Consider the following 10,881-nt stretch of genomic DNA (forward strand, 5'->3'; position numbering starts at 1 on the left):
CGAAACGTCGGTTTTCGACCTCCAATTGCTATTAGTGCTCCATCTTGGTTCCTAACAAGCCTCGAAATGTGAGTTTTCGACCTCGAAATAATGTGGACATTGATCTAGATTTGTGATAGTAAGTACTTCAATCTCGTTAATCTGTTAACAAGAAAATACGATCAATTCCGGTTACTAGCAATCATGAAAAAACAGATCCACTACGGTAAAGATAACCGTAATGGACCTGTTTACTGTTATTGGAACGTATTGTGCTTTTTACTATATTGAATTAGCGGTTTCCATTTCTGATTCATTTCATCAATATCTCTTAAATCGACATAGAGATAATATTCGTCTTTATCTCTCATGATTGCTATGCTTTTCCTCAGAGCACATCCCCTATATAGCAACGAATTGGAATTTTCGCTAAATCTCCCTTAGTTGCACCACATCATCAAGACCTTAAGAGCTATTTCCAACCATGATACTCCAGAAATTTATCTGGAATTCTTAGTTCAATTTGTTCTTGCAGGTCTTTGAAATACTTATCGAAGTCCGCTTCTTCATACCATTTTTCGCTTGATTCAATACTAATTCCATACTCACCATTAATTATCGCGCAACCAAATCTTCCTCTATCGTAGTTAAACCTGACATGGAAATACTTATACATTCTAAAAACTATACTCGTCATGGTATAAGGAGTGTCAGTACTTCCTGACACTACGAAGTTTTCCACTTTTCCAATAAAACGATTATTAAGCTCAGTTATTATAAAATCTTCAATATTTTCCGCGTTATTTTGCAATCCAAAAACCTCCTATTTGATTTAGTCTTGAAAATCCAAATTTCATTTGCAAATAAATCCATTCATCAGCTAATGCACTTCCTTCATATATTTCGAGAGAAGGATCATGAGAAAACTTAATAGTCTTTCCACTTAAAACAGCATCATCAAGTGCAGGGACATTAAATAATTTGAACATATCTTTGTCCATTAATTCATAAGTTTTTTTGATTTTATCCCAATCGCTTCCTAATGAGAAGTAGCTTGATTCACCGCCCGCTCTTGAAACATATGAGTCAGGCCCAGGAATTGTCCAATTTGCTACATCATTCTGAAATGTGGGAGTATATTTACCCAATACAATTGAATCTGCATTTGGATTAGCAATTGATTCTATTCTAATTCTTGTAAATTCATCTAGTGGAATTTTACCTAATACCTTGCCGTCAATAACCTCAAGTCCATCAATAACATTTCCCGTCCCCTCCCCCTCTCTATTCCGGTTTGGGGGCACATGCACTTCTGTCGATATTCTAGACTGTGTATCCCCATCCGGCTTCGGCAGATCTGGAGAATCCGGCTGTCCCTGAACTCTCTCCGGCCCGTCCACGCGAACGATCCGCACGCCCCGGCCCTCTCTGACGAGCCTCGTTCCTTTCGCCAGCTTCGCGACCTTGTCGACGCCCTTGGTCCCGACGACCGATAGCGCGACTTCGCCGATCATCCGGCCGAACCATCTGCCGCGGCTGTCCGCGTCTCCGTTCACGACTTCGTTCGTCCAGGAATCGGACACCGCCTTCCATATCCCTTGCGCCGTCTGCAGCGGATGCTTCACGACATAGACGAGCCCCTGCACCGTCTCGATCGGATGGGTAACCATCGTCCATAGTCCTTCGACGGTACCGATCACCGCCTCCGCGGTGCCTTCCATGAACCCGGTTACGCCATGCGCCGCTGCCTGTAGGCCGTCGCCGATCTTGTCCCAGATCGACTTTTTCTTCTTGTTCTCGAAGGGATGCTCCTTGGCTTTGTCGTCCGCTTGTATGTAAGACTGCAATCCATGTTCGATAAAATCATACAACGCTTCGAGCTGATTTTCTACCCTCATTAGTCTCGAACCCGCTCGGCTCAACCGCGAGTCTAAGCTTCTTCGCGCTGAGATGCGTCCGTCGATCCGTTGCCGCGTCGTAGATAGTTGCTGTTCCTCGTCCTTGATCTTACGATAAGCGCTCTTAAAGCTTCGGTGTTCGGTCTGCACGCCGTTCACGTCGATTCTAATCTGCGACAAGTCGGTAACCTCCCCTTTCCATGCATGTATGTCCATCAATCCACCACATAACACAATTTAAATAAGCGTATCGACAATCGGCCTCGATGAACCATTTATGCCCATATTAATAGATTTTTCGATAGTATCCTAGGCATCATCCGCGAAAGGTCGGTATTCGACCGCGAAACGTCACTATTGCTCTAAAGTGTCAATTCATAGGCTTCGAAATGTGAGTTTTTCGCCTCAAAATGATTTGGACAATGATCAAGATTTGTGGTAAGGGAGATCGTAGCAAAAAGAGGGCTATCACGGCGAATGAAGTCCGTAATAGACCAGATCTGCAACTAGACGTTACCTTCTAGCGGCAACAGTAATTAAAGATCTTCCATCAATCTCGTTAATCTGTTAGCAAGAAAATGCGATCAATTTCGGTTACTAGTAGAAATGAAAAAACAGATCCATTACGGCAAAGTGCAACCGTAATAGACCTGTTTAACTGTTGTAGGACGAATTATTCTTTTTTATTATATTGAGTAAGCGGCTTCCATTTCTGATTGATTTCATCGATATCTTTTAACTCGACATAGAGATAATATTCGTCTTTATCTCTAATGTTCATGTTATGCTTTTTCCCCAAAGGCACGTCTCTTGTATAGAGCATTATAGTATTATTCTCGATAACGGATGCTATGAATAAATCGCCTTGATAAGTTACTTCCGTATATTTGTGAAATACGAATGCCAACTCTTCGAGCCGGACCTTTTTCAAAAATCGGCTATTAGACTTATTTACTTGCTCGAAACCTAATTTCATATCATCAATTGAATTTGAAATTAATGCGAATGTACCGTCATCAAGGTCAATAAATTCATATTCTTTGTCTTCATAAATTGCCGTCTTTCCTAAAGTTCTTAGCAACAAATCATCTCCCTTTCACATACTTAATTATCTATTACTTCCTCCCGAAATTAACTTCATTTTGGTATTTTATAACAATTTGATAGGCGTTCATGGAACTCTGTTTTGCAAGTTCCACTTCCTGTTCAGTAATTTGGATCTCTTCAATCCGATCGCTAATTTCACCGGCATCATAAATCAAAAAATACTTATCATCTCTAATAACAATCTCAATCCCGTTGCCTGTAAATATTCTATTCATGAGAATCCCCTTTTGAAATATTCGACTTCTTAGTACATCAACTTTGAATTGATTACAAAAATTCTATTACCATACTTGAATCTTTTGTCTTATTTACGACTTCGCTAATCAACGCTGCCCTCGTTTGTTCATCTATAGGCTCGCGGAATGGCTCTTCCCATTCTATTATTGCGTTTTTGTATGCGACAAATCCTCCCACAATCATTTCACCTGGAATTTTTACGGTTTTCCCATTAATTTCAACAATAATATACGAACGTGTCCCTGTTATCTTCACCATATATTCACCGCCTCTTATTTTATCGATACGGTTTCCATTTCTGATTTATCTCATCGATCTCCATAAGGTGTACATAAAGATAATATTCGTCTTTATCCCTCATGATCATATTATGTTTTTTACCTAATAGGACGTCTCTGGTGTAAAGCATTATTGTATTGTTCTCGATTATTGACCCGATAAACACGTCTCCTTGATAGGTTACCTCTGTAAATTTGTGATATACAAATGATAACTCTTCAAGTTGGACGTCCTTAATATATCTTGTTTCATTGGTATCTCCGGTTTTGTTAAATCCCTTTTCTAAATCCTTTGAATCAAATGAGATTAGTGCAAATGAGTCATCTGAACGTGCCAGAAAAATATATTCTTCCTCATTGTAGATTGCGAATTTCCCAAGTGTTCTTAACACAGTATTTCCCCCTACTCGCTTTATCTTTTCACGTTCATCTTTAAAATCTAAGTATCTTTTTCTATTTCTTCTATCAGTCTCACTTCATCTAATGAAACCCACTTTTCATAGAAATACTTATCTGTCCTTTGAAAATTCAGTGATTCTGCAATGGCGGCATTCGATGTTCCTAAGTTAACCTTACCATCTTGAATATGAATGCTGACATCAAACTTTTCTCCGTTATATTCTGCATAAGACGCTATCTTGTGTAGGCCATCAAGTTCTCCTTCGTTAACATGTTTTGTATAAGTCGATGGGTCTTCTTCAATAAACCCTAATTCTAAGTCTGCTTCGTCACATGAAACTAGACTATAGCCACCATATTGATGTGGATAAACCCTATATTCTTTGCCCTTATAGTGGGCATAACGCCCTTTTCGAATTACAACCATCCGCTATTGTACCGCCTTCTTCAATTATTTTTTTCATTACAATTATGAAAAATTCCAAAGTTAACCGTAAAATCACCTTTTCTAATCATTAACCAACATCCTTGACTCAATTTCCACAATGAACCAGTAAACATCATTATATGAGAATTTCCAACAGCATACTAGTCGAGGTCCACTCAACATCTCCATTCGACTTCCAATCGTTTCTATTTGCTCAATTAGTAGTCCTTAACATGAAAAAACAGATCTATTACGGCAATGCTCGGCCGTATGGACCTGTTTTAATGATGTAGGAACGTATTATGCGGATAATGAGAAGGATGCTACGTTTAAGATGGAAAATTCATTCAGCAAACTAGTTAACTAACTAAATTGTGTATAGTTTCTTCTCCTCAAATAATTGAACGTCCGCGATATTAACCCATTTTTCATATAAATATTTATCGGTCCGCTCGAAACCTAAGTTTTCTGCCATTTGAGATTGGCTCGTACCGAGTAAAACGTGTCCGTCTTTCTCACTATCAACTTTGAACTTAACTTCATAATACAGAGCAAATGTATCGATAATATATACTTCATCTAATTCATATTTCAATACCTTCTTAGTATATACATCTTCCTTATAGAAAGAGAATCCTAGAGAAATGTCATTACTGTCATTGGATATTAATTCATAATCTCCATCTGACATTTCCACTAATTTAAATTCTTGTCCGTTGTGTAATGCATACAAACCATTTTTCAAACCAACAACCCCTGTTCGATTTTTTAGCATGCAATGTTTTCTGAAATTTGATTTGGTAGCCCACTCAAAAAACTAACTTGAGACATCATTTGTCCAATCAATTAATTTATTCATTGCTCTCAATCGTTTGATAAAGTTCTCTAGCGCTTCGCTTTCAGAATGGAATTCATTCTCAGTAATTAGATTTGCTTTCTCATCCGAACTATATACAAACCATTTGTTTACTTGTTCCTTAATGCCAACTTCATTTGAATTTATATCATGTTCTTCGTACCAATTATAATGTTTCAACTGTTCACCTTTCACAATCTCTATCGCTTCATTTCTTGTCATGTGGGCTCCCCCCCTATAATATTGTCGACCAGAGTCCGCACATTATCCAACCTCGATCTGTGCGATTCCTACCCCGAATGTTTATGACCTATAAAACAGCTGATTTCTTTTCTTCAATAAATTGAACATCATTGATATCGACCCATTTTTCGTAATAATATTTATCAGTCTTATCAAAATCTAAGTGTTCGACTAGTTTCAATTCACTTGTGCCTAGTAAAACCTTCTCGTCTTTCACATCCCCAACACTAAGTTGGACGCCTTGGTACACCGCAGAAGTCTCGATAAAATATATTTGATCTAAATCTTGAGTTTTTACTTTCTTTACAAATACAGTACTATCTAATGGGTGCGAATTAAATCCATCAAATAAGTCATTCGGATCATGGCTAATTAAGTTCACCCAGTCATCGCTCTTTTTCCCTACTGAGTATACTTTCTTGTTATAAACCGCATATTCTCCTCTTCTTATCATACCAACACACTCCTACTCAGATTTTCAGCTTTTCGGACCACTTCATCAATAAGCTAAATCCGCTTTTACCAAAGCGCCAGTTATCTTATTAATAATCAAGTGCCACCTGTTCCTTCCAAATTGATCACTATTCACTTCATCTGCATCACATACAACTGAAGGTTGGCCATTATAAGTTGATAAGTATATTAACTTAAACCCTTTCGGAGGATGATTAATAAATAATAAAGTTCCATCAAGTGCGAATCCTTTTAAGACTTCACTGTCATTCTCAATCGATATAACGATGCATATCCTATGTTGTACGTAGAATTTTCCGTTCAAAATATTATTACAGCTTAGCTCTACTGATTGATTTTGTAATTTCCAAAGAACAATGTTGTTTATTTTATCGAGTTTAAAAATTTGCTCACCTGATGTAGTCAAAAAGTAAACTTGATCTTGTGAGTAGTTTTTACCCGCCTCAACAATTACATGCTGATTCACAATATCTACAGAGGCAAGATAAGCATCTTGATACTTCGAACTTATTAAAATACCTTCAAAAAGCCAAGACACGCATTGTGCTTTACTATCCCAGTTGAATTCTTCAAAACTCATTCTTGTCACCTCAATCCAGGCTTATTTACGGTAACAACTATCCTCAGGTACACAAGCGATTACAGAATGATTCGAGAGATTTCCACAATGCACCAAATATCTCCATTATAAGTGGGTTTCCTACATTATCCTAGACTTAGTCCTCAAAACGTCGATTCGTTAATCTAGTTAGCAAGACAATATGATTATTTTCGGTTACTATTAAACATGAAAACACAGATCCGCTGCGGCAAAGTTTAACCGTACTGAACCTGTGAATCTGTTCTAAAAAGTATTATGGTTTTAATTATATTGAGTAAGCGGCTTTCATTTTAATTGATTTCACTAACATATTCCCTTTTATTCAAAAACAATAACCATGTGTGAGTTTTTTGTTTTCTCAGTCACTTTCCGAATAATATCATTTTTAGTATCTTCATCAATAGTTTCTCCAGTTGGTTTATCCCATACCTTTATAGAATCTTTATAGGCCACAAACCCACCAACGATCATTTCGCCAAAGATTCTTATTTCCTTTTCATCAATTACAACATCGATGTATGACCTTGTTCCCGTAATTTTCACCAAAATATTCACTCCCTTTCATATATTTTGTTCTTATGACCGTCTGAATCAATAATAGATACAGATTTTATGCTCATCATTTTTCAAACTATCTATTCTTCAAAGTTGCATGTCGTTGTTCGATTAAAAGAAATTCTTGCCGAGAAATACATGTCTCAGCGTGAATTGGCTAGGCTTACAGACTTGCGCCCCAATACGATTAGCCATCTATGCTCCAATGAGGTTGATAGAGTGAATTTAGCATCATTCCTTGCTGAAATCTCCTGAACGAACAGCTCGACCTTAGTAGTAAACTGGGATGAGTCTGTCAGAACCGCACATAGATACTTGCTGTTAAACTGTGGCGGGTGCTGAACCAAAGTAGCGAGCGGCAACTTTTCCTTTGGTGCATAAACAATCTCCATCCTAGTCCGCTCCCCTTGATGGTCTGCCGCCTTCTCTCCATTAATTCCCGCTTCTTGTCGTATGTCAGACAATAACCGTCCTCCTGGCTCTGATGCTTCCCATTGTAATAACGAGTGCTTTTTAACAGTCTTAACCTTCGCACCGTCTTAGACATTGTGAAAACTTCTTGAATAGGAGCAGGGATGTTATAAGCAACATCGCATCGCACGAACAACACCTGCTTTGCATAGTCTCGGATTTGTTCGAGCCATTGACGGAAGTAGACTAGGGATTTCGGGTAGGCTTCAATCCTCAGCGTATTCTTATGTGTTCTCGGAGCGAATATCAGCTTGTAGGAGATATGCAGGAAGTGTTCTCCCGTATTGATTCTGATGCGATATTGAAATCCTCTTTCCCCCTCCCGAACTTTTTGATGAATTTCGGGCTTAATTAGAGGGCAGGTGGCTAGCCATTAACACATGACCTTCCCGTTATAGAATGTTCAATTAAGTCCTGACAGTATAGTTGTCGGTCTATCCCTCCGATTAGTTTCGATGACTTTTCTTAGGTTGCCTTCTCAGTGTCTATATCGAGATAGGGTATTGTTCAGTTGCGATGAATTTTGAAAAAAACCGCAGAAAACGAAGCTAACAAAAAACAGGTCAATCGTGGTGGTATCTGACCATAATCGACCTGTTTGATGTATCGGCATAGCGTTATTTAAGGTAAAAAATTAAAGCATTGACGTGCGTACAGAGAGTTCGAGAAATCTTTATACGGGTATTACATGGATTAGATGTGTTATTGGTTGAATGCTGGGATCATTCGACACTGGGTAGCCCCCACAGCTCCCACCTAAAAAAAGGAAACTTTGACTGGCATGAAGCCAATCAAGGTCGAGATATTAAGATAATCTATTTAGAACATCCTGACATGCATCGTCCTCTGTAGAAAACTGTTTAAGGTCGAAAGTTTTACCTCGTTCACTATAAAAGACAATCCAATTCCCGTTGTCAAATTCAAGACATACTCGTTGGTCAGTTTCTCCTACTCCATAAAGATTGTAATAATAACTTGGCACATTATTCTTTATAAGAATTGCTTTTAAGGAATCTCTGTTCATTTAATATAGTCCTCCAAGTATCCTTTACTTTTTAGATATTCTATTGAATTCGGCAGTTCATACTGAATTCCCCCACCTGATTGTTTGAATGCAGGGGCTATTTCACCCATACTAACATCATCAATAGGTTTAACAACTTTGTATTGATGATAAGCGTTTGAATTTTCGACATACGGCAATGCTCTTTCTCCGTAGCCTGTTCCTAATGGTGAAGTGTAGCTACCTCTCTCATTACCGTACCTATCAATTAATGTGCCCTCTTCTAGTCTTGCCCCGTCAACCCTAGTACCAGTTACATAACCTCCGTTTGGCGCATGTGCATCCCAATCAATTCTTCCTTGGGAGTTTAGGAAAGATTTATCAGCAACGACTAGTTCATCTTTCCCAAGATTAGCCGCACCCTCTACATCATTTATCCATTTAGAAGGCTTTCGTTCTTTTGTAGATCCTTTAGTCAGTGTATCCCCTTCCGGCTTCGGCGGCTTAGGAAGATCCGGCTGTCCCTGCACTCTCTCCGGAGTGTCCAAGCGTACGATCCGTACGCCTCCGCCCTCTCTGACGATCCTCGTTCCTTTCGCCAGCTTCGCGACCTTATCGACGCCCTTGGTCCCGACGACCGATAGCGCGACTTCGCCGATCATCCGTCCGAACCATCTGCCGCGGCTATCCGCGTCTCCGTTCACGACTTCGTTCGTCCAGGAATCGGATACCGCCTTCCATATCCCTTGCGCCGTCTGCAGCGGATGCTTCACGACATAGACGAGCCCCTGCACCGTCTCGATCGGATGGGTAACCATCGTCCATAGTCCTTCGACGGTACCGATCACCGCCTCCGCGGTGCCTTCCATGAACCCGGTTACGCCATGCGCCGCTGCCTGTAGGCCGTCGCCGATCTTGTCCCAGATCGACTTTTTCTTCTTTTTCTCGAAGGGATGCTCCTTGGCTTTGTCGTCCGCTTGTATGTAAGACTGCAATCCATGTTCGATAAAATCATACAACGCTTCGAGCTGATTTTCTACCCCCATTAGTCTCGAACCCGCTCGGCCCATCCGCGAGTCTATGCTTCTTCGCGCTGAGATGCGTCCGTCGATCCGTTGCCGCGACGACGATAATTGCTGTTCCTCGTCCTTGATCTTACGATAAGCGCGCTTGAAGCTTCGGTGTTCGGTCTGCACGCCGTTCACGTCGATTCTAATCTGCGACAAGTCGGTAACCTCCCTCCCATGGCTAGTGGAACAACGATCTTATATCTTCAACTGGCGATCTCGTATAGAAAGGTTGAAGACGTTCTTTCATAGACCGGGACATCGAGATCGCGTCGTCGAGCAGCATAAACTCGATGGCGGGTTCAAGCCGAAGCTGCTGCCGGACCGTTTCATAGATCACCTTGATCCGCAGGCGAGCCGCTTCCCGGTCCTCGGCATCCATCTCGAGACCGACCAACGGATATGGCTTGTCAGGGTCGGAAGGCTTATAGACGCGCGCGAGGTAAGCCGCCCGAATGGAAGGGAACGCTTGCAGGCACCGCGTAAGCGTCTGCAGCGATTGATCGGATATCGCCGTCGTCTGTTCTTCCAGCCTGGTTCTCATCTCTTGCGGACTCAGCTGTTCCCAGTAATAATCGAGGATCGTTCCGTCTTGGAGCGATCGCAGCTCTTCGGGAACGAGTCGTTTGCAAGGCTCGAACCCCGGGTTCAGAACCCATGCATCGGACAACTCCACCATATCGAGCAGCATGCGCGCCGGAATCTTGACATAGGGGTAGCGCGACGCATAGACCGAATCGTACTTGCTCCAACTCGTATAGACAGGGAGAACCCGTTCGCCGTCCATCTCGATGTACTTCAGATGCAAGGTAGCTTCATCCGCTACCGTGCCAATAACCACGAGCTCCAGTTCCAACAGCGACTCGTAAAAAGCATACCGTTGCGCCGGGTCCTCGATCGCGGCAGATAGAAGCGCATCCATTCGGTCCGATTGAGCGATCGTCATCGCCAACAACTCCTCTGTATTCGATAGGGTCGATTCCGCTAGACTTGAATCCATCTATTCCCGTCTCGCGCTTCCGAGTCCGTCTCCCGATACTTCTCCATGGACTCGCGCATGAACTGCTCCAATTCGGATAGCCGGATTTCCAGCATCCTGAGCTTGGCCCGATTGTCTCTAAGCCTCCAATCTATGCTTCGGCGAGAGGCGATGCCCGCATCTATTCGCGAACCGACCGACGATAGCTCGTGCTTCATCACGTCCAGCTTCCGGAACAGCTTGTACAGCTCCTTGCTTTTCCTTGCCACGTCATCCAATTCGATTGCGATTTCCGACACCTGCGCGC

16 protein-coding genes are annotated in these 10,881 nt (G+C 41.4%); 1 reads left to right on the top strand and 15 read right to left on the bottom strand.

What is annotated here, in order from left to right; genetic code table 11:
* Window positions 1–451: 451 nt before the first annotated feature.
* From ACFQZG_RS10470 to ACFQZG_RS10525, 12 genes are all read right to left on the bottom strand, one after another.
* A complete protein-coding gene (locus ACFQZG_RS10470) occupies window positions 452–790 on the bottom strand; it encodes a hypothetical protein (protein WP_378152125.1) in 339 nt (112 codons plus the stop codon).
* A complete protein-coding gene (locus tag ACFQZG_RS10475; protein ID WP_378152127.1) occupies window positions 780–2,057 on the bottom strand; it encodes a hypothetical protein in 1,278 nt (425 codons plus the stop codon). The genes ACFQZG_RS10470 and ACFQZG_RS10475 overlap by 11 nt, the downstream gene beginning before the upstream one ends.
* Window positions 2,058–2,550: 493 nt before the next feature.
* On the bottom strand, window positions 2,551–2,958 hold the full coding sequence (locus tag ACFQZG_RS10480; RefSeq protein WP_378152129.1) for a hypothetical protein: 408 nt from the start codon (window positions 2,956–2,958) through the stop codon (window positions 2,551–2,553).
* A gap of 34 nt (window positions 2,959–2,992) precedes the next feature.
* Window positions 2,993–3,199 (bottom strand): hypothetical protein, encoded by a 207-nt coding sequence (locus tag ACFQZG_RS10485; RefSeq protein WP_378152131.1) that lies wholly within the window; start codon window positions 3,197–3,199, stop codon window positions 2,993–2,995.
* Window positions 3,200–3,251: 52 nt separating this feature from the next.
* Entirely contained in the window at window positions 3,252–3,479 is a 228-nt protein-coding gene (locus tag ACFQZG_RS10490; RefSeq protein ID WP_378152133.1) for an Imm74 family immunity protein, read from the bottom strand.
* Window positions 3,480–3,498: 19 nt separating this feature from the next.
* A complete protein-coding gene (locus ACFQZG_RS10495) occupies window positions 3,499–3,891 on the bottom strand; it encodes a hypothetical protein (RefSeq protein ID WP_378152135.1) in 393 nt (130 codons plus the stop codon).
* A gap of 47 nt (window positions 3,892–3,938) precedes the next feature.
* Complete coding sequence (locus ACFQZG_RS10500) at window positions 3,939–4,325, bottom strand: hypothetical protein (protein ID WP_378152137.1); 387 nt, start codon at window positions 4,323–4,325, stop codon at window positions 3,939–3,941.
* A 367-nt stretch (window positions 4,326–4,692) separates the two neighbouring features.
* A complete protein-coding gene (locus tag ACFQZG_RS10505; protein WP_378152139.1) occupies window positions 4,693–5,100 on the bottom strand; it encodes a hypothetical protein in 408 nt (135 codons plus the stop codon).
* Between the two features lie 42 nt (window positions 5,101–5,142).
* Entirely contained in the window at window positions 5,143–5,403 is a 261-nt protein-coding gene (locus ACFQZG_RS10510; protein WP_378152141.1) for an Imm59 family immunity protein, read from the bottom strand.
* A gap of 88 nt (window positions 5,404–5,491) precedes the next feature.
* Window positions 5,492–5,878 carry a hypothetical protein gene (locus tag ACFQZG_RS10515; protein WP_378152143.1) on the bottom strand — a complete coding sequence of 129 codons (387 nt, stop codon included), beginning with the start codon at window positions 5,876–5,878 and terminating at the stop codon, window positions 5,492–5,494.
* A gap of 45 nt (window positions 5,879–5,923) precedes the next feature.
* Window positions 5,924–6,478 carry a hypothetical protein gene (locus tag ACFQZG_RS10520; RefSeq protein WP_378152145.1) on the bottom strand — a complete coding sequence of 185 codons (555 nt, stop codon included), beginning with the start codon at window positions 6,476–6,478 and terminating at the stop codon, window positions 5,924–5,926.
* Window positions 6,479–6,817: 339 nt separating this feature from the next.
* Window positions 6,818–7,042, bottom strand: a complete 225-nt coding sequence (locus ACFQZG_RS10525; RefSeq protein WP_378152147.1) for an Imm74 family immunity protein — start codon at window positions 7,040–7,042, stop codon at window positions 6,818–6,820.
* Window positions 7,043–7,111: 69 nt separating this feature from the next.
* On the opposite strand from ACFQZG_RS10525, the gene ACFQZG_RS10530 reads away from it, so the two are divergent.
* Window positions 7,112–7,309: a helix-turn-helix domain-containing protein gene (locus ACFQZG_RS10530; RefSeq protein ID WP_378152149.1), complete on the top strand. Its 198-nt coding sequence runs from the start codon at window positions 7,112–7,114 to the stop codon at window positions 7,307–7,309.
* Window positions 7,310–8,545: 1,236 nt separating this feature from the next.
* On the opposite strand, the gene ACFQZG_RS10535 is transcribed toward ACFQZG_RS10530, so the two are convergent.
* Genes ACFQZG_RS10535 through ACFQZG_RS10545 form a run of 3 tightly spaced genes read right to left on the bottom strand, consistent with a single transcriptional unit; the run spans window position 8,546 to window position 10,873 of the window.
* Window positions 8,546–9,754 carry a TNT domain-containing protein gene (locus ACFQZG_RS10535; protein ID WP_378152151.1) on the bottom strand — a complete coding sequence of 403 codons (1,209 nt, stop codon included), beginning with the start codon at window positions 9,752–9,754 and terminating at the stop codon, window positions 8,546–8,548.
* A 22-nt stretch (window positions 9,755–9,776) separates the two neighbouring features.
* A complete protein-coding gene (locus ACFQZG_RS10540; RefSeq protein WP_378152153.1) occupies window positions 9,777–10,541 on the bottom strand; it encodes an enhanced serine sensitivity protein SseB C-terminal domain-containing protein in 765 nt (254 codons plus the stop codon).
* Between the two features lie 38 nt (window positions 10,542–10,579).
* The gene (locus tag ACFQZG_RS10545; protein WP_378152155.1) at window positions 10,580–10,873 is read right to left on the bottom strand and encodes a hypothetical protein; all 294 of its coding nucleotides are present in this window, start codon (window positions 10,871–10,873) and stop codon (window positions 10,580–10,582) included.
* Between the last annotated feature and the right edge of the window lie 8 nt (window positions 10,874–10,881).

Origin of the sequence: Cohnella sp. GCM10027633, from assembly GCF_042675445.1 — a bacterium.
Classification (GTDB): Bacteria; Bacillota; Bacilli; order Paenibacillales; family Paenibacillaceae; genus Cohnella.

Excerpts from the sequence above, each read along its gene's own strand:
- ACFQZG_RS10510 (WP_378152141.1), bottom strand. The coding sequence starts at position 5,403 with ATGACAAGAAATGAAGCGATAGAGATTGTGAAAGGTGAACAGTTGAAA.
- ACFQZG_RS10505 (WP_378152139.1), bottom strand. The coding sequence starts at position 5,100 with ATGCTAAAAAATCGAACAGGGGTTGTTGGTTTGAAAAATGGTTTGTAT.
- ACFQZG_RS10485 (WP_378152131.1), bottom strand. The coding sequence starts at position 3,199 with ATGAATAGAATATTTACAGGCAACGGGATTGAGATTGTTATTAGAGAT.
- ACFQZG_RS10540 (WP_378152153.1), bottom strand. The coding sequence starts at position 10,541 with ATGACGATCGCTCAATCGGACCGAATGGATGCGCTTCTATCTGCCGCG.
- ACFQZG_RS10530 (WP_378152149.1), top strand. The coding sequence starts at position 7,112 with ATGCTCATCATTTTTCAAACTATCTATTCTTCAAAGTTGCATGTCGTT.
- ACFQZG_RS10490 (WP_378152133.1), bottom strand. The coding sequence starts at position 3,479 with ATGGTGAAGATAACAGGGACACGTTCGTATATTATTGTTGAAATTAAT.
- ACFQZG_RS10520 (WP_378152145.1), bottom strand. The coding sequence starts at position 6,478 with ATGAGTTTTGAAGAATTCAACTGGGATAGTAAAGCACAATGCGTGTCT.
- ACFQZG_RS10500 (WP_378152137.1), bottom strand. The coding sequence starts at position 4,325 with ATGGTTGTAATTCGAAAAGGGCGTTATGCCCACTATAAGGGCAAAGAA.
- ACFQZG_RS10515 (WP_378152143.1), bottom strand. The coding sequence starts at position 5,878 with ATGATAAGAAGAGGAGAATATGCGGTTTATAACAAGAAAGTATACTCA.